The organism is Enterobacter sp. UPMP2061 (assembly GCF_053709615.1).
On sequence record NZ_JBSKJP010000001.1, the window covers coordinates 1,004,371 to 1,022,103 of the forward strand.

Annotated in this window: 14 protein-coding genes and 1 other RNA gene; 10 read left to right on the plus strand and 5 right to left on the minus strand. The window is 55.9% G+C overall.

The features are described from left to right. Position 1: 1 nt before the first annotated feature. Positions 2-2,377 carry a glycoside hydrolase family 3 N-terminal domain-containing protein gene (locus ACWKXX_RS04880; RefSeq protein ID WP_261666283.1) on the plus strand — a complete coding sequence of 792 codons (2,376 nt, stop codon included), beginning with the start codon at positions 2-4 and terminating at the stop codon, positions 2,375-2,377. Positions 2,378-2,382: 5 nt separating this feature from the next. Here ACWKXX_RS04880 and rprA read toward each other — a convergent pair. Both rprA and ydiK read right to left on the minus strand, forming a co-directional pair. Next, positions 2,383-2,490: antisense sRNA RprA (rprA, locus tag ACWKXX_RS04885), an RNA gene on the minus strand. A gap of 209 nt (positions 2,491-2,699) precedes the next feature. Further along, complete coding sequence (ydiK, locus tag ACWKXX_RS04890; protein WP_015570721.1) at positions 2,700-3,815, minus strand: AI-2E family transporter YdiK; 1,116 nt, start codon at positions 3,813-3,815, stop codon at positions 2,700-2,702. Between the two features lie 199 nt (positions 3,816-4,014). On the opposite strand from ydiK, the gene ydiJ reads away from it, so the two are divergent. The 3 genes from ydiJ to ACWKXX_RS04905 all read left to right on the plus strand — a co-directional run bounded on the left by ydiJ (position 4,015) and on the right by ACWKXX_RS04905 (position 7,758). Further along, a complete protein-coding gene (ydiJ, locus tag ACWKXX_RS04895; protein WP_261666282.1) occupies positions 4,015-7,071 on the plus strand; it encodes a D-2-hydroxyglutarate dehydrogenase YdiJ in 3,057 nt (1,018 codons plus the stop codon). After that, complete coding sequence (menI, locus tag ACWKXX_RS04900) at positions 7,068-7,478, plus strand: 1,4-dihydroxy-2-naphthoyl-CoA hydrolase (RefSeq protein ID WP_023296356.1); 411 nt, start codon at positions 7,068-7,070, stop codon at positions 7,476-7,478. The genes ydiJ and menI overlap by 4 nt, the downstream gene beginning before the upstream one ends. 85 nt (positions 7,479-7,563) lie before the next feature. Then, the gene (locus ACWKXX_RS04905) at positions 7,564-7,758 is read left to right on the plus strand and encodes a YdiH family protein (RefSeq protein ID WP_003857766.1); all 195 of its coding nucleotides are present in this window, start codon (positions 7,564-7,566) and stop codon (positions 7,756-7,758) included. 46 nt (positions 7,759-7,804) lie between these two features. Here the strand turns inward: ACWKXX_RS04905 and ACWKXX_RS04910 are convergent, their stop codons facing one another. Both ACWKXX_RS04910 and ACWKXX_RS04915 read right to left on the minus strand, forming a co-directional pair. Then, positions 7,805-8,434: a helix-turn-helix domain-containing protein gene (locus ACWKXX_RS04910; RefSeq protein ID WP_261666479.1), complete on the minus strand. Its 630-nt coding sequence runs from the start codon at positions 8,432-8,434 to the stop codon at positions 7,805-7,807. A 77-nt stretch (positions 8,435-8,511) separates the two neighbouring features. Next, complete coding sequence (locus ACWKXX_RS04915) at positions 8,512-9,171, minus strand: winged helix-turn-helix transcriptional regulator (protein ID WP_015570718.1); 660 nt, start codon at positions 9,169-9,171, stop codon at positions 8,512-8,514. Positions 9,172-9,525: 354 nt separating this feature from the next. On the opposite strand from ACWKXX_RS04915, the gene ACWKXX_RS04920 reads away from it, so the two are divergent. The 6 genes from ACWKXX_RS04920 to ACWKXX_RS04945 are packed head-to-tail and all read left to right on the plus strand — an operon-like array spanning position 9,526 to position 15,532. Beyond that, complete coding sequence (locus tag ACWKXX_RS04920) at positions 9,526-10,056, plus strand: fimbrial protein (RefSeq protein ID WP_015570717.1); 531 nt, start codon at positions 9,526-9,528, stop codon at positions 10,054-10,056. 59 nt (positions 10,057-10,115) lie between these two features. Then, positions 10,116-10,793: a fimbrial biogenesis chaperone gene (locus tag ACWKXX_RS04925; RefSeq protein WP_023303536.1), complete on the plus strand. Its 678-nt coding sequence runs from the start codon at positions 10,116-10,118 to the stop codon at positions 10,791-10,793. Between the two features lie 27 nt (positions 10,794-10,820). Next, positions 10,821-13,364, plus strand: a complete 2,544-nt coding sequence (locus ACWKXX_RS04930; protein WP_023303537.1) for a fimbria/pilus outer membrane usher protein — start codon at positions 10,821-10,823, stop codon at positions 13,362-13,364. 1 nt (position 13,365) lies between these two features. Next, a complete protein-coding gene (locus ACWKXX_RS04935) occupies positions 13,366-14,313 on the plus strand; it encodes a fimbrial protein (RefSeq protein WP_023296361.1) in 948 nt (315 codons plus the stop codon). An 11-nt stretch (positions 14,314-14,324) separates the two neighbouring features. Further along, entirely contained in the window at positions 14,325-14,837 is a 513-nt protein-coding gene (locus ACWKXX_RS04940; protein WP_026094315.1) for a fimbrial protein, read from the plus strand. Positions 14,838-14,878: 41 nt separating this feature from the next. Further along, the gene (locus ACWKXX_RS04945) at positions 14,879-15,532 is read left to right on the plus strand and encodes a helix-turn-helix transcriptional regulator (protein WP_032103715.1); all 654 of its coding nucleotides are present in this window, start codon (positions 14,879-14,881) and stop codon (positions 15,530-15,532) included. Between the two features lie 49 nt (positions 15,533-15,581). Here ACWKXX_RS04945 and fdhF read toward each other — a convergent pair whose 3' ends face one another. Next, on the minus strand, positions 15,582-17,732 hold the full coding sequence (gene fdhF, locus ACWKXX_RS04950; RefSeq protein ID WP_454540764.1) for a formate dehydrogenase subunit alpha: 2,151 nt from the start codon (positions 17,730-17,732) through the stop codon (positions 15,582-15,584). Between the last annotated feature and the right edge of the window lies 1 nt (position 17,733).

Here is a 17,733-nt window from a genome sequence, read left to right on the forward strand (position 1 = left end):
CATGACTGCGATCTACAAGGACGCGGGACGTCCCGTACACGAGCGTGTCGCTGATTTACTGGCGCGTATGACGCCAGAAGAGAAATTTGCCCAGATGCACGCGTACTGGCTGATCCTCGATGAACACGGCAACCACCGCGAGCGCAGCGATCTGAGCGATGAATTCGCTGGCGTGAGTGAACAGGCGTCCCTCAGCGAAAGACTGAAGCTCGGCGTCGGGCAGATCACCCGTCCGCTCGGCACGCACATTGTTGATGCAAAAACCGGCGTGCGTGCCGCCAACCGTCTGCAACGCATGATGATGGAGGAGACCCGGCTCGGCATTCCGGCGCTGTTTCATGAGGAGTGTCTGGTGGGGCTGCTGTGCAAAGATGCAACGCTGTTCCCGTCGTCGCTGAACTACGGTTCCACCTGGGACCCGGCGCTGGTGCAGCGCGCGGCGGAGCAGATTGGCAAAGAGGCCCGGTCTGTCGGGTGCCAGCAGGGGCTGGCCCCGGTGCTGGATGTCTCGCGCGATGTGCGCTGGGGACGGACGGAAGAGACCTTTGGGGAAGATCCGTGGCTGGTAGGGGTAATGGCGACGGCCTACGTGAAGGGGGTGCAGGGCGATAAGCGCGATCTGCTGGCGACCCTGAAACATTACGTCGGCCACTCCTTCAGCGAAGGGGCGCGCAACCATGCGCCGGTCCACCTCGGTTTCAGCGAGCTAAACGATACCTTCCTGCTGCCGTTTGAGATGGCGGTGAAGCTGGCCAACGCCGGTTCGGTGATGCCAGCCTATCACGACATTGATAATCAGCCAGGACACAGCGACCATTTCCTGCTCACCACCGTGCTGCGTGAACAGTGGGGCTTCGACGGCATTATCGTGGCGGATTACGGCGGCGTCAGCCTGCTGCACCAGCACCACGGGATTTCTCACGATCCAGCACAATCGGCGGCGCTGGCGTTTAACGCCGGGCTGGACGTGGAACTGCCGAAGGATGACTGCGCGCGTCATCTGGCTGAAGCGGTAGAGCGTGGGCTCATCTCAATGGCGAAAGTGGATGAGATTGTGGCGCGCGTGCTAAGTGAAAAATTCCGTCTCGGGCTGTTTGAAAAACCGTACGCCGACGAAGACGGTATCGATTTGCAGAATGAGGCGACCCGGCAGGTGGCGCGCGAGGTGGCAACAAAATCGATCACGCTGCTGGAAAATAACGGCATTTTGCCCCTCGGCGGAAAACCCCGTGTAGCGGTAGTGGGGCCGACGGCGGACGATCCACTGGCGTTACTGAGCGGCTACAGCTTCCCGGTTCACCTGATTATCAGCGATATGGTTGAAGAGACTTCGCAGGTGACCACCCCGCGCGCGGCGCTGGAACAGTACCTTGGTGCATCGCAGATACGTTACGCCAAAGGGTGCCACATTATCGAAAAACGGATGGCGGGCGCGCCGGTGTTCCCGGGCGACAGCGGCGGTAAACCGATGCAGCAATCGCCGGTTTCACAACGCACGGATCTGATCCCCGACGCCGTGAGCGCGGCAAAAGAGAGTGACGTGGTGGTGGCCTGCGTGGGCGACCTCGCCGGACTATTCCAGAGCGGCACCGTGGGGGAAGGTTCGGATACCGATTCGCTGGATCTGCCGGGCGTGCAGCAACAGCTGCTGGAGGCGCTGGTGGCAACCGGTAAGCCGGTGATTGTCGTCATGACGGGTGGGCGTCCTTATAACCTTCAGGGGCTGGAAGAGAAGGTGGCCGCGCTGATGATGGCCTGGGCGCCGGGGCAGGAAGGGGGCTGGGCGATTGCCGATGTCTTAACCGGCCGCGCGGAGCCGCAGGGCAGGCTGGTACTGAGCGTGCCGAAAAACGCCGGGGCGATGCCGTACTACTATAACCACAAGCTGAAAAGCGGCGGCACGCCGTTTGCGTTCCATTTCGGCGCACTTTACCCGTTCGGTTACGGTCTCGGCTGGACGCAGTTTCGCTGGGGCGCGGCCCGCCTGGCGGAAAGCCGCGTCCCGATCGACGGAGAGGTGGCGTTAAGCGTCGATATCACCAACACCGGCGAGCGCAGCGGCAGCGAAGTGGTACAGGTGTACGTACGCGATAAGGTCGCCACGCAGGTGCGTCCGCTTCAGGAGCTGAAAGCGTTCCAGCGCGTTACGCTTTCACCGGGAGAAACCGCCACGCTGACCTTTACCCTGCCGGTGGAGATGTTTAATTTCACCCGCCGGGACGGGAAGCGGATTGTCGAGCCAGGGGAATTTGAGCTACAGGTTGGCGCGTCCTCGGCGGATATACGCGAGGTGGTGAACGTGCTGGTAACCGGGGAGACGCGGGAGCTGGCGGGGGAATGGCGCATGCTCAGCCGCTGTGACATTACACGGGCGTAAAAAGGATAAAAAAAAGCCCATCGTGGGAGATGGGCAAAGACTACACACAGCAATTCGTTGTTTCACTCAGGGGATTTCCATGCTTATAAATCAAGGTGTTGATTTATAACCGTGTCTTAATAGTAGGCATGCCAGGATTTTGAGTCGATCGGATTCGTCTCAATAGTTAAAGGCAGGTAAAGATTTCTTGAAGAGAATGACGGTTTTAGGCAGGAAAAGGCGGGTCTGACCAGTGCACAGAGAATAAATAGTTTAGCAACGTTTAAGTATTGCTGTGGAGAGTGTAGGCCGGGTAAGCGTTAGCGCCACCCGGCCTACGTTCTTACTGCGCGTTCTTATCTTCCAGTTCTTCAAGTTCGCTTAAGATGACGTCAGGGTCGGTTCCCGGCGGCGGCACTTCATGCACCCAGGCGGAGAAGAGACGCCAGGTTACCGCAAGCAGCACCGGACCGATGAACAGGCCAATCATGCCGAAGGCAATTAACCCCCCGATCACCCCGGACAGGATCAGAATCAGCGGCAGGTCAGCGCCCATGCGGATGAGGAGGGGACGGATCACGTTATCCATGGTGCCCACCACGCAACTCCAGACCAGTAGCACCGTGCCCCAGGTCGTGTCCCCCGTCCAGTAAAGCCAGATAATGCAGGGAACCAGCACCAGCAGCGGACCGAGCTGAGCCAGACAGGTCATCAGCATGACGACGGTGAAAATGGTGGCATAAGGTACGCCGGAAATCGCCAGCCCGATTCCGCCAAGTACAGCCTGCACCAGCGCTGTGACCACCACGCCGAGCGCCACCGCGCGGACGGCCTGGGCTGCCAGCAGCACGGCCGCATCGCCGCGTTTACCTGCCAGTCGGGTGGCGAAATGACGCACCCCCAGCGCAACCTGCTCGCCGCGCCAGTACAGCAGGGCGCTGAAGACCAGCATCAACGTACAGTGCATCATGAAGCGACCAATGTGCGCAGCCTGCCCCACAAACCAGGTGGTGGTTGTGCCGATGTACGGACGCACTTTGGCCATCAGGGCGCTACCGCCCATCTCCAGCAGGCTGTGCCAGCCGCTGTACAGTTTTGCGCCCACAACAGGAATACTGTTCAGCCACGCGAGATCCGGCAGCGTCATATCACCGCTGGTGACCGCGCGAATAACCGGGCCGCTACTGTCAACCAGGCTGTTAACCAGCAGTGCAATGGGAATAATAAACAGCAGGAACAACAGCAGCGTCATCACCAGCACGGCCAGGCCGCGGCGACCAAACAGCAGTTTCTGCAAACGTAAGAGTAAAGGCCAGGTTGCGACGACGACGGTCGCGGCCCAGGCAAATCCGAGCACGAAAGGACGAACAATCCACAGACACGCAATAATCATAATGGCTAAGAACAGCACCGACAGCAGTATCTGCGCGACATCCCTGGGCTGACGAAGATTGACCATAAACGAAACTTTCCTTAAATGAACACCAGCAAGGCTGATGGGAATATAAACCGCATCTCTCTAATCATTAGTGATTTCAGCGATTTTTGACAGGCGGATTTTGCCCGTAATTCTACGAAGCACATAAGAAAAAAATGTGATAAAACTTTCCAGACACAACGCAAACGATTTCACACTATTCTCATTAGGGTCGACAGCAATGATCCCACAGATTTCTCAGGCACCGGGCGTCGTTCAGCTGGTGCTTAATTTTTTGCAGGCACTGGAGCAACAGGGTTTTACAGGTGACACCGCCACCGATTATGCCGACAGGCTGACGATGGCGACCGATAACAGTATTTACCAGCTTCTTCCCGATGCCGTCGTTTTCCCGCGCTCTACCGCCGATGTGGCGCTCATCGCCCGTCTGGCGTCGCAGGAGCGTTTCAGCACCCTGGTCTTTACCCCACGCGGCGGCGGGACGGGTACCAACGGGCAGGCGCTGAACCAGGGCATCATCATTGATATGTCCCGCTATATGAACCGCATCATTGAGATCAACCCGGAAGAGGGGTGGGTGCGAGTGGAAGCGGGGGTGATCAAAGATCAGCTGAATCAGTTTTTGAAACCTTACGGCTATTTTTTTGCGCCAGAGCTTTCCACCAGTAACCGCGCGACCATTGGCGGGATGATCAACACCGATGCCTCGGGGCAGGGCTCGCTGGTCTACGGCAAAACCTCCGATCACGTTATGGGTGTGCGGGCGGTGCTGCTGGGGGGCGATATCCTCGATACCCAACCGATGCCGATCGAGCTGGCCGAAACGCTGGCAAAAGAGAGCACCACCAGCGGACGGATTTATCGTACCGTGCTGGAGCGCTGCCGCGAAAATCGCGAACTGATCCTCAACAAATTCCCGAAGCTTAACCGCTTCCTGACGGGCTACGATCTGCGCCATGTCTTTAATGACGATCTGAGCCAGTTCGATCTTACCCGCGTACTGACCGGGTCAGAAGGGACGCTGGCCTTCATCACCGAAGCGCGTCTGGATATCACCCGGTTGCCAAAGGTGCGCCGTCTGGTGAATGTCAAATACAACTCCTTTGACTCCGCGCTGCGTAATGCACCGTTTATGGTGGAGGCGCGGGCGCTGTCGGTGGAAACCGTCGATTCAAAAGTTCTGAACCTGGCCCGGGAAGATATCGTCTGGCATTCGGTGAGCGAACTGATTACCGACGTGCCGGATAAAGAGATGCTCGGCCTGAACATCGTCGAGTTCGCCGGGGATGACACAGAGCTGATTGAGAGCCAGGTAAGCACGCTCTGCCAGCGTCTGGACGAGCTGATTGCCCAGGGGGAAGGCGGCGTCATTGGCTGGCAGCTGTGTAACGATCTCTCCGGCATCGAGCGAATCTACGCGATGCGTAAAAAAGCGGTGGGGCTGCTCGGCAACGCGAAAGGGGCGGCGAAGCCTATTCCGTTTGCGGAAGATACCTGCGTGCCGCCGGAACACCTTGCTGATTATATTGTGGAGTTTCGCGCGCTGCTCGACAGCCATGGTCTGAGCTATGGCATGTTCGGGCACGTGGACGCGGGTGTGCTGCACGTGCGCCCGGCGCTGGACATGTGCGACCCGCAGCAGGAGATCCTGATGAAGGAGATCTCCGACCAGGTCGTGGCCCTCACGGCCAAATACGGCGGCTTGTTATGGGGCGAGCACGGCAAAGGATTCCGCGCCGAGTACAGCCCGGCGTTTTTTGGCGAACAACTTTACGCCGAGCTGCGTAAGGTGAAAGCCGCTTTTGATCCCGATAACCGCCTCAACCCGGGAAAAATCTGCCCGCCGGAGGGCATCGATGCGCCGATGTTGCAGGTGGACGCCGTCAAGCGCGGCACCTATGACCGACAAATTCCGATTGCGGTACGCGCTTCCTGGCGCGGCGCGATGGAGTGCAACGGCAACGGGCTGTGCTTCAACTTCGATGTGAAAAGCCCGATGTGTCCGTCGATGAAAATCACCAGCAACCGCATTCATTCCCCGAAAGGGCGTGCCACGCTGGTGCGCGAATGGCTGCGCCTGCTGGCCGACCGCGGCGTTGACCCGCTCAAGCTGGAACAGGAGCTGCCGGAAAAACGCGCCAGCCTGCGCGGGCTTATCGAACGCACCCGCAACAGCTGGCATGCGAACAAAGGCGAATACGATTTCTCGCATGAGGTGAAAGAGGCAATGTCCGGCTGCCTGGCGTGCAAGGCGTGTTCAACCCAGTGCCCAATTAAAATTGACGTACCGGAATTCCGTTCCCGCTTCCTCCAGCTGTACCACACGCGTTATCTGCGCCCGATGCGCGATCATCTGGTGGCGACGGTGGAGAGTTACGCGCCGCTGATGGCCCGTGCGCCAAAAACCTTTAACTTCTTTATCAACCAGCCGCTGGTGCGCAAACTGTCAGAAAAACATATCGGCATGGTGGACCTGCCGCTGCTGTCGGTGCCATCACTCCAGCGTCGGCTGGTGGGGCACCGCTCGGCTAACATGACCCTGGAACAACTGGAAGCATTAAGCCCTGAGCAGAAAGCGAAGGTGGTGCTGGTAGTGCAGGATCCGTTTACCAGCTATTACGATGCGCAGGTGGTGGCCGATTTTGTCCGACTGGCCGAGAAAATCGGCTACCAGCCGGTGGTGCTGCCGTTCTCGCCGAACGGCAAGGCGCAGCACATTAAAGGCTTCCTCACCCGCTTTGCGAAAACCGCGCAGAAAACTTCAGATTTTCTGAATCGCGTGGCGCAGCTCGGCATGCCGATGGTGGGCGTCGATCCTGCGCTGGTGCTCTGTTACCGGGATGAATATAAGCAGACGCTCGGCGATAAGCGCGGTGATTTTCAGGTCTTACTGGTGCACGAGTGGCTGCCTGCGGTGCTGACGCAAACGACCACTCAGGAGGTGAGTGGAGAAGCCTGGTATCTGTTTGGGCACTGCACTGAAGTGACGGCGCTGCCGACGGCGCCTGCCCAGTGGGCTTCTATCTTCGCCCGGTTTGGCGCGAAGCTGGAAAGCGTTAACGTGGGCTGCTGCGGTATGGCCGGAACCTACGGCCATGAAGTCAAAAACCACGCTAATTCGCTCGGCATTTACGAGCTGTCGTGGCATCAGGCGATGCAGCGCCTGCCACGCAACCGCTGTCTGGCGACGGGCTACTCCTGCCGCAGCCAGGTGAAACGGGTGGAAGGTAACGGCGTCCGCCATCCATTGCAGGCTTTACTGGAGATTATCGGATGATCTGGAAACGTGCGGTCACGCTGGAGGCCTTAAATGCCATGGGCGCGGAGAACATGGTCGGTTTGCTGGATATCCAGTTCACGCGCATTGGCGACAACGAACTGGAAGCGACGATGCCGGTAGACAACCGTACTCATCAACCGTTTGGCCTGTTGCACGGCGGCGCGTCCGTCGTGCTGGCCGAAACGCTGGGGTCGGTGGCGGGCTACCTGTGTACGGAAGGAGAGCAGAAGGTGGTGGGTCTGGAGGTCAATGCCAACCACATCCGCTCCGTTCGCAGCGGGCGCGTGCGCGGCGTCTGCCGGGCGCTGCATGCCGGAAGCCGTCATCAGGTGTGGCAGATTGATATTCTGGACGAGCAGGATCGCCTGTGTTGTTCATCCAGGCTGACGACGGCCGTTGTGTAAAGTTTCCGGATGTCTTGTTTTTGGTCAAAAATTAGCCGCCTGATTGTGATATACTGGTCACGTTTTGAACATAAGCGAGGACATCATGGATACTGAAATAACCCCAACACAGCTGGCAATTGAATATTTACGTCGCGATAAAAGCAATCTGTCTCCCGCCCAGTACCTGAAAAAGCTGAAACAGCTTGAGCTGGAATTTACGGATTTGCTGGCGCTCTCTTCAAACGAACTGAAAGAAGAGATCTACTTTGCCTGGCGGTTGGGCGTTCACGTCCATTAAGCAGTGAAGAAAAGGCCGTAAGCGCGGCCTTTTTTGTGTCTGACATTCAGTATCTGGCAGGCAGTTTGTTAATTTTAATCAGCCGGCCTTCTTCCATTTCGATGAACCCACCCGTTTTCAGATCAGCCAGGATCCGCATTACGCCACTGCGGGAAAGATGGGTTTTATCCCTGATATACCTTTCCGCCGTCACGCTGCGTCGGTAGCTGTCATCTTCCTGCATCAGCAGCACGAGCTGCTGGCGAATCATCTCGTACGCGGTTGGCGCGCCTTTCGGCATGACGTTGTGATAGAGGCGGTTATAGACAAACATCAGATGATTAGAAAGCAGCCCCCACAGCGCCTTCTCTTTGATAATTTCAGCCACCCGATCGGTCGTGAGCACACCAATCAGGCAAGGCGTTACCGTTCGGAGGTAGTCATTAAAATAAATGTCCGTCAGGTTAGCGAGGCCAAATAGGGCGGGACTGCGCGCCGTTGAAAGCATCATGTCGTCGCTTCTTCTGTATATGGCGACCGTGCCATCAAGAATTAAATAACACATGCTCTGCCCGTGAACCTGGAGATCTAGTTGCTCGCCGGGATCGGTTTTATGCGTGGCGCAGTGCGGCTGTATATGAGAAATCAGTTCCTGAGCATAGGGAGAGCCGCGATGCGATGGTTTGTCAGAAGACATAGCGTTAACCTGGAAAGAGACTGTACTCTCTATAGTGTCGCTCTTCTTTTCCACCTTCTCCAGAGATAAATACAGCCTCAGTACTTACGGGGTAAGTGATGGATCTCTACTAGTACGCCACGCTCCATGGTGATGTATTTCCCCGTCCGCAACTCCGCGAGGATCCGCATAATGCCGCTGCGTGAAAGATAGGTGCGGCTTTTGATATAGGCCGCGGCGGTAATGTTTTGTCTTATGGCTTCCGGCTCCTGCATCAACTCAACCAGTTGAAAGCGGATAATGTCATAAGCCGACATTTGCGATATCTGGGCACAATGTTCGTAGACGCGCGATGCGGTATAGATCAGCAGGTTTGAGAAGTGCTCCCATAAATTCTGTTGTGCGACAACATGATTGAAACACGCCAGCGAAACGCTGGCCACCTCTGAGGTTTCCAGCGCTCTGACGTACAGGTGTTCAGACGATAACTGGCTGCTCACGCCGAGTATAAATGGCGCGGATTCAGAATTTAAGACGATACCGTCCCCGCGACGGTGCAACGCCACGCTGCCATGCAACAGTAAAAAGCATTGACGGGTATCGCCGGAGCAATAATGGATAATTTCTCCTCTGGCAATAATGCTTCTCTCCGCATGCGGCAAAACATTATCGATTATTTTTTCAATGTGCTTAAAAGGCTTAGCGCCGAGCACTGTTGACTTATCAATATCTGACTCAGGCGCGAAACGGGTATTCATGTGAAACCTCACTGACTGATGCGATCATTTTTTGATCGGCATAAAGAATTATCTTAAAAACCAGCAGATCAGGGAATGTTTGCGGCGAGTCTAATTATAGACTCGCTTTTTTTTGAGTCTTAATTAATTGAAATTGAAACCTTTTTTATTCAGGTCTAAAAGTAGACTTTGGCCATTATTCTTAAGGTGTTTCCGAGTGAATATGTTTTGTAATTGTTAAAAGAGGGTCTACAGCTAGACCTCAAAATTGATTGTATGCGGAAAAAGAGTTGTATAAATTTTGACTCGTCGGAAGGGCTTTTGTTTCTGCAACTGAATGTCGGTAATAAATAAAGTAATACGGGATATAAAATTATGAATACAAAATTGATGATGGCAATGTTAGCGGCAGGTTCTGTACTCACCATGACCAATGCATTCGCAGCGGCCGGTACCGTTAATTTTAACGGGAATATTCTGGATTCTGCCTGCGACGTTGATGTGGCATCCCAGAATCAGGTGGTGGTATTAGGCGATTATTATAAAACGGAATTCCCGACAACCGGGGCGAGAACGGCTGCGACGCAATTCAATATTATTTTGAAAAACTGTCCGGTAACGGTCACCAATGCAAAAGTCCGTTTTGACGGCACGCCGGATTTAACCAACGCCAGCCTGCTGGCGATTGATACGTCCGTGGCGGGGGCGGCCACCGGGGTGGCGATTAACCTGATGACGGCAGATAAAGCCGATCTGCCGCTGCACGGCAGCAACAGCTATATTTACCCGCTCAGCAGTACGGCTGATAATACGCTGAACTTCTACGCGCAGTATATCTCCACCGCGGCATCCGTGACCGCGGGCCCGGCTAACTCGGTCGCAAACTTCTCAGTGGTGTACAACTAAGTCAATGGTAGTAATTGGCGGGGGGCCGCCCGGCCCCTTGTTTTATGAGGTAAAAAAAAATGCGTTTTATCACGACAACGGGCCTGGCTATGGCGCTGTTACCGCTGACGTTAACATCCGTCAGTGCAGGAGTAATTATTGGCGGCACCCGTATTATTTTTGATGGGACTAAAAAAGAGGCGTCAATAGGTATTACTAATCCTGATAACGTTCCTTATTTAATCCAGTCGTGGATAGATGTTCAGGATGAACAATCGGGTAAAGCGCCTTTTATTATTACGCCACCACTGTATCGGCTGGACGGCGGGCAAAAAAACCTTGAGCGTATTGTCATGACCGGCTCACTGCCTCAGGGGCAGGAGAGTTTATTCTGGCTGAACATTAAAGCTATTCCTTCAGCCTCAAAGCAGATGAACTCGCTGCAAATTGCCGTCAAAACGCGCATCAAATTAATTTATCGACCAGAGACTCTTCGTGCGTCTACCCCCGAGGAGCAAGCCAATAAATTAACCTGGCGTCGTGCGGGAAATACCCTTCAGGTTAATAACCCTACGCCGTACGTTATCAATTTCAATGAAATTACGTTGGGTAATAAGAAACTTGACGATGTCACGTACGTGATGCCTTCAGGCACAGCCCGTTTTCCGTTACCGAACGGAACCAGTGGCAATACGCTGACGTTTAAAGTCATTAACGATTATGGCAGCCCTGGCGAATTACACCGGGCAAGTTTGTGATCCTTACGCGTTAATCAGGTGTTCGTCATGACAATGGCATTGAATACAATGCAGCCTGCGCGCCTGGCAATATTTATTGCCCTCGCGCTTGCTGGTGTCTCTCCCACACTGTATGCCAGTGAGACGTTTAATACGGAACTGGTAGAGCTGGATAATCCCGGAATGGGAAAAGCGGATTTATCTGCCTTTGAATCCGGCTCGCAGGCGCCCGGGACATACCACGTTGATATTATTCTTGACGATCGGCTGCTGGAAACGCGGGATATTCGTTTTATGGCAGTGAAGGATGCTAACGGCAGTGAAACGTTGCAGCCGTGCCTGAGTATCGGGCAGTTAAAAGCGTGGGGCGTGAAAACGGCGCTTTTCCCGCAGCTCGCCGCCGGGGAAAGTGAATGCGCCGATCTCAGGGCGATCCCACAGGCCAGCGCGGATTTTCAGTTTGGCGCCCAGCGTCTGGCGATTAGCATTCCACAGGCGGCTATAGACCTGCCAGCGAGAGGTTACGTTCCGCCGGATATGTGGGATGAAGGCATTACCGCGGCCATGCTCAACTACAGCCTGAGCGGGGCAAACAGCCGGGCAAGAAGCGGGGCAGGCACCCGCAGCGACAGCCAGTATGCAAACCTGCGGCCGGGGATCAACGTCGGTCCCTGGCGGTTACGCAACTACACCACCTGGTCCCGCGATGCGTCCGGCCAGGATAAGTGGGACAACGTATATACCTTGATGCAGCGCGCGATTATTCCCCTGCAAGCCCAGCTTACGCTCGGAGACAGTTCCGCGCCTGCCGATGTCTTTGACAGCATGCCGTTTCGCGGCGTCCAGCTGGCGTCCGACGACGATATGCTGCCGGATTCCCTGAAAGGCTATGCGCCGGTGGTGCGCGGTATTGCGCGAACTAACGCGCAGGTCGTGGTGCGTCAGAATGGCTATCAAATCTACCAAAGCTATGTGGCACCGGGCGCGTTTGAGATCGCGGATATGTATCCCACCGGCGGCGCGGGCGATCTTGATGTCACGATCGTCGAAGCTGATGGTAGTGAGCAACATTTCACCCTGCCGTACGCTTCGCTGCCGGTCCTGCAACGGGAGGGGCGCCTGAAATATGCCCTTACCGCCGGGCAGTATCGCTCGTATAACCGTAGCGTGGAGAAAACCCCCTTCGGGCAATTGACCGGAATTTACGGCCTCCCTCACGGTATTACGCTCTATGGCGGCGTCCAGGGGGCAGATAAGTACCAGTCGGCGGCTCTGGGGGTGGGCAAGAATATGGGCGATCTCGGGGCTGTATCCGCAGACGTCACTCAGGGCTGGTCAACGCCGGAGCATGCCGCGAAAACAAACGGTCAGTCGTGGCGGGCCCGATACAGCAAGAATTTTATCAATACCGGGACCAACTTTTCGATTGCCGGGTATCGCTACTCGACCCGCGGCTATTACGGGATGCAGGACGTCCTCGATTCGTACGGCGACAGCAGCGCGCTTCAGGACAGGCGACGTAACCGTGCCGAGCTGACGATGAGCCAGACGCTGGGGGACAACCTGGGCGCGCTTACCCTCAGTGCGGCGCGGGAAGATTACTGGAATGACGGTAAGTCGATGGCTTCGTGGAGCGTCGGCTATAGCAACTACTGGCACAACATCAGCTATGGCCTGACATGGACTTACAGCAAAAATGTCCGCTCAGCGTCAGAAACCCGCGACAGCCAAAAAAACGCTGACCATGACCAGCTTCTGGCGTTCAACGTCAGCATTCCGCTGGATAAATTTTTGTCGCAGACATGGGCTAACTATGGCATGAACGCCAGCGGGAATAACGGGACGACGCATAACGTCGGCCTGAACGGGGTAGCGCTCGAGAACCGTGCCCTGAACTGGAACGTACAGCAGGGATACGGAACAGAGGGTGTGGGCTATACCGGCAATGTTAACGCGGACTACAAAGGCACCTATGGCGAAGTCACGGCAGGTTATGGTTATGACAAAAACAGTGAACGCCTGAATTACGGGCTGCAAGGCGGCATTCTCGCCCATGCTGATGGCATCACGCTTTCCCAGCCGCTGGGGGAGACCAGCGTCTTAATCAAAGCCCCTGGCGCCCACGACGTGGATATCCGCAATCAGCCCGGTGTACGGACAGATTTTCGCGGATATACGGTCGTGAGCAACCTTTCTGTCTACCGGAAAAACGATCTCACCCTCGACCCGGAAACGATGCCGGACGATGTCGAGCTGGAGATCAACACTCGCACGGTGACGCCGACGCGGGGAGCGGTGGTGAGAGCCGATTATCTGCCGAAGTCAGGTCGCCGGGTGCTGATGACCTTGACCGACAACGACCGCGCCGTTCCGTTTGGGGCGGTGGTCACCCTTGTGGGTGATGACAGCGGCAGTTTTATTGTCGGCGATCGCGGTCAGGTCTATTTAACCGGGATGCGCGAGCAGGGAACGTTAGTCGCTACATGGGGAAGTCAATCCAGTCAGCAATGCCGCGCTGATTTCACGCTGCCGAATCACTCAACGTACGGTGGGATCGCTGATATGCGCGCCACCTGCCGTCAGGAACGCTAACATGAAATGTCTTAACGCGATGCTGCTGCTCTGTTTGCTCGCGGCGGCAAATATGGCTCGTGCCGGTACCTGCACCACCATCACCCCGCAGCTTTCCACCCTGTCCGTGGGGACGATCAACGTGCAGCGCGATGCGCCTGTCGGCACGGTGGTATTTTCTGGCGCGGCGTCAGCCACAGGCTCCTATCTTACCGGGTGTACTAATCCGCTGATGCTGGGATTCAGCCTGCGCTACAACGGCGCCACGTTGAGCAGCTACGGCAACCATGTTTACAACACGAACGTCAGCGGGATAGGGATACGCTTTTCTTCCAACGGCTATTTTGAAAACCCGAGCAATACGTTCTCGTACAATGCGCAGACCTCCTATGTGGACTGGTACGGCGGGAGGATTGAGCTGGTGGTGACGGGGCCGGTCTCATCGGGGGCATTAACGCCGGGGACGATCGGCGTCGTGACGCTACAGGGAAGCGATGGCCTCTACCGTGACGGTCTGACCACGCAGCTCACCTCCGGCACCATCAATGCGCTGGCGTGCACGGTGAATACGGCCCAGCTGACGTTTCCGATAGGGGATATTCCCGCCTCGGCGTTCGGCTCCACGGTGGGCACCACGCCAGCGGGAGCACAGAACACGCAAAACCTGGGCCTGACCTGCGCCGCCGGAACCAATATTACGGTCTCGCTCAGTGGAATACAGAACCCGGACAGCGCCAATACCAGCGTGATGGCCTTAACCGGGCAGGGAAATGCCGGCACTGCGAAAGGGGTGGGGGTGCAGCTTATCTATAACGGTGCACCGCTGGTGATGAACAGCCGACTATTCTTGCGGCAGTCTGCCGGGGGGCAAGAGACGTTGCCATTAACGGCCCGGTATTACCAGACGTTAACCCGCGTGGAGTCAGGTTCAGCGAATGCCTCCGCCACCCTTAATTTGACCTACCAGTAGCAGGTAAGAAGATGAAAATAAGATGCAGGACACTGCTTTTACTTGCCTTACTCAGCGGGAAGGTATGCTCCGCTGATAGCGTCAACATCGGTGTGACGGGAAATATCGTTGCGTCGCCGTGCATATTTAATGGCGGCAGTAACAGCCTCGATGTCAACCTGGGCAATATTCAGGCAACCAATATGGCGACGCCGGGCTCAACATCGGATCCGGTGCCTTTCAGTCTGCTGTTTACCCAGTGCCCAACGGGAACGCAGAGTGTGACCGTCGCTTTCACCGGCAGCCCCGATCCCGAGGCGGGAGCGGACTATTTCATGAACAGCGGTTCGGCCACGCATGTGGCGATAGCCATGCGCGATGCCCAAACCGGCGCGCTTAAAGGAACAGGCACCAGTATGACCCAGACCATTGCCGCGGACAGAACCGCGACATTGGCTATGCTGGCCTCGGTAAAATCCATGCCGGGAGGCGCCACGCCGGGAAGCATCAGCGCGGTTGTGGTAATGACGATGCAGTACAACTAAATGCCGGTGATAAGCCTTTTTTAAAGACGTTGGTGTGAACTATGTTAAATATTCTGATTCAGGAAACGGATCTGTTTTTTCAGGCTGGGCTACAGAGCTTTTTCGACGATTTTTTTAAGCATAACTTTCATCGCTCCATCACATTTCACCTGGCGCTGACCAATGAAAACGTCAGCCAGGCCGATATTATTGTTCTTTCATTATGTCAGGGGGAAACGCTGACCTGTTTTCCGGAGTTACTGGCCCGGCAAAAAGGAATTGTGATAGGTCTCGTCGACGATGAGCTGCGTTTTTCGGCGCTGCCTTCCTGCTTTCAGGACATTATTTTTCTTCCGCGCCGGGCGTCGCTTGATCGTATTAGCGGCGTTCTGTTTATCGCGTGGTTCAGGACGCAATTACCAGGTTACACGTTGAATAAAAAGACCTGTTTCGACTGCCAGCATAAAGGATTATCCCGGCAACAGATTCGTATTATGGTCAATTTTTACCGGGGGCTGTCGGTGGTGCAGACCGCGAACGCGTTGAAGATGAGCGAAAAAACGGTCTTTACCCATAAATATATGATGATGCAGAAATTTAATCTGCGAAGCGATTACGAGCTGATCGTACTGTTGAGAAGGCTGATGGAGAAAAAGAGCCGTCCGAACCTGCTTCGCGATTACCTGGAAAATAATTATGCACAACAAATAGCCTAAAACGGCAGCGGATAGCGGGCCGGGCAGCGATAGCTACCCGGCAATGCATTTAAACATTAACCGCAGCGATCAACCGCTTCTTCATGGTCTGGTATGCGGAAGCCGCAAAATCCTCCGCCCAGCGCTGGTCCTCGATCGCCTCCAGCTGCACGGCGCAATACTTCGTTTCCGGCGTTCTGGAGATCGGGTCGAGATTATCCTGCGTCAGCTCATTACAGGCGCCAATCCACCACTGGTAGGTCATATAGATTGCTCCCGCATTGATGCGCTCGCTGATGCTGGCGCGCGTGATCACTTTACCCCGGCGTGAACGTACCCAGACCAGTTGGCCCTCGGCAATCCCCCGTTCATCCGCGTCGGCCGGGTTGATCTGCACCCGGCCCGGCTCGTCGGCCAGGCTTTGCAGCGCCGCGCAGTTCCCGGTCATTGAGCGACAGGAGTAGTGACCCACTTCGCGCACCGTGCACAGTACCAGCGGGTAATCCGCATCCGGTATCTCCGCCGGGGCGCGCCAGGGGGCGGCAAATAACTGGCCTTTGCCAGTGGGGGTGTCGAACTGATTATCCTTGTACAGGTAGGGAGTGCCGGGATGATCGAGGGTGGGACAGGGCCACTGCACATGACCCATCTCGCCCATTTTTTCGTAGGTCACGCCGTAGAAGAGGGGGCACAGCTCGCGCATTTCGTCCCAGATCTGCTGGTTATCCTCGTAATGCATGGGATAACCCATCTCCGTGGCCAGCAGGCTGATGATCTCCCAGTCGCGCTTCACGTTGCCGCTGGCCTCAATGGCTTTGCCGAAACGCTGGAAGCCGCGATCGGCACAGGTGAACACGCCGGCGTGCTCTCCCCATGAGGTGGCAGGGAGCAGCACGTCAGCCACCTCTGCCGTTTTGGTCATAAAGATGTCCTGAACCACCACAAAATCGAGCGCCTCAAAGCCGCGGCGGACTAGACCCAGATCGGCTTCTGTCTGAAGCGGATCTTCCCCCATGATGTAATACGCTTTGATCTTTCCTTCCAGCGCGAGATGCGGCACTTCGGTGATACGCGTCCCGACGCGATCGTCCATCCGGTTGACATTGATTTTCCACGCATCGGCAAATTTCAGTCTGACCGCCGGGTCAGTGACGTCCTGGTAGCCGGGGAACATATTGGGCAGAACGCCCATATCGCAGGCACCCTGAACGTTATTTTGCCCGCGAACCGGACCCACGCCGACGGCAGGGCGGCCCAGGTTGCCGGTCAGCAGCGCCAGGCTGGAGAGACCTTTCACCACATCGACAGCCTGACCAAACTGCGTGACGCCCATTCCCCACATCACCGTTGCTGAAGGCGCCGCTGCGAACATGCGCATTGCCTGACGAACATCCCGCGCGCGGATCCCCGTCAGATGTTCAACCTGCTCGGGTGCGTAATCTTTTACCGTCAGCCGGTACGCCTCAAGCCCTTCTGTAAAGCGGGCAACGTAGTTTTTGTCGTACAGTTCCTCTTCCAGCAGGACATAGCCAAAGGCATTGACCAGCGCCATGTTACTGCCATTTTTTAGCTGAAGATGAAGATCGGCAATGCGTGCCGTTTCAATATGACGCGGATCGCAGACGATGATTTTAGCGCCATTTTCACGTGCTTTAAGCACGCGTCGGGCGACGATGGGGTGAGAGTCGGCGCAGTTATAGCCGAATACCAGCAGGCATTTTGAGTTTTCAATATCGTTAATGGAATTGCTCATGGCGCCGTTGCCGAGGGTCTCCTGTAAACCGGCAACGGACGGACCGTGACAGACGCGGGCGCAGCAGTCGACGTTGTTAGTATTCAGCACCGCTCGGGCAAATTTTTGCATCACATAGTTGGTCTCATTGCCCGTTCCCCGTGAGGAACCCGTAGTCATAATGGACCGAGGGCCATACTGTTCTTTGATGCTTTTAAGCCTGTGAGCGGTATAGCGAATGGCCTCTTCCCAGGTAACAGGGGTAAAGGCCTCGCCTTTGCTGTAGCGGATCATGGGCTGCGTCAGACGGGGGGTAAGCAGCCGTGTGTCGTTAAGAAAGTCCCAGCCGTAGAACCCTTTCAGGCAAAGCGTGCCCTGATTGGTTACGCCATCAGCGGCTTCGGCACGGATAATCCGGTTATTTTTAACGACGAGGTTTAGTTTGCAGCCTGCACCGCAGTAGGGGCAGACGCTGGCGATTTTTTTCATC

Excerpts from the sequence above, each read along its gene's own strand:
- ydiJ (WP_261666282.1), top strand. The coding sequence starts at position 4,015 with ATGATCCCACAGATTTCTCAGGCACCGGGCGTCGTTCAGCTGGTGCTT.
- fdhF (WP_454540764.1), bottom strand. The coding sequence starts at position 17,732 with ATGAAAAAAATCGCCAGCGTCTGCCCCTACTGCGGTGCAGGCTGCAAA.
- ACWKXX_RS04905 (WP_003857766.1), top strand. The coding sequence starts at position 7,564 with ATGGATACTGAAATAACCCCAACACAGCTGGCAATTGAATATTTACGT.
- ACWKXX_RS04930 (WP_023303537.1), top strand. The coding sequence starts at position 10,821 with ATGACAATGGCATTGAATACAATGCAGCCTGCGCGCCTGGCAATATTT.
- ACWKXX_RS04935 (WP_023296361.1), top strand. The coding sequence starts at position 13,366 with ATGAAATGTCTTAACGCGATGCTGCTGCTCTGTTTGCTCGCGGCGGCA.
- ACWKXX_RS04880 (WP_261666283.1), top strand. The coding sequence starts at position 2 with ATGACTGCGATCTACAAGGACGCGGGACGTCCCGTACACGAGCGTGTC.
- ACWKXX_RS04945 (WP_032103715.1), top strand. The coding sequence starts at position 14,879 with ATGTTAAATATTCTGATTCAGGAAACGGATCTGTTTTTTCAGGCTGGG.
- ACWKXX_RS04940 (WP_026094315.1), top strand. The coding sequence starts at position 14,325 with ATGAAAATAAGATGCAGGACACTGCTTTTACTTGCCTTACTCAGCGGG.
- ACWKXX_RS04915 (WP_015570718.1), bottom strand. The coding sequence starts at position 9,171 with ATGAATACCCGTTTCGCGCCTGAGTCAGATATTGATAAGTCAACAGTG.
- ACWKXX_RS04910 (WP_261666479.1), bottom strand. The coding sequence starts at position 8,434 with ATGTCTTCTGACAAACCATCGCATCGCGGCTCTCCCTATGCTCAGGAA.
- ACWKXX_RS04920 (WP_015570717.1), top strand. The coding sequence starts at position 9,526 with ATGAATACAAAATTGATGATGGCAATGTTAGCGGCAGGTTCTGTACTC.
- menI (WP_023296356.1), top strand. The coding sequence starts at position 7,068 with ATGATCTGGAAACGTGCGGTCACGCTGGAGGCCTTAAATGCCATGGGC.
- ydiK (WP_015570721.1), bottom strand. The coding sequence starts at position 3,815 with ATGGTCAATCTTCGTCAGCCCAGGGATGTCGCGCAGATACTGCTGTCG.
- ACWKXX_RS04925 (WP_023303536.1), top strand. The coding sequence starts at position 10,116 with ATGCGTTTTATCACGACAACGGGCCTGGCTATGGCGCTGTTACCGCTG.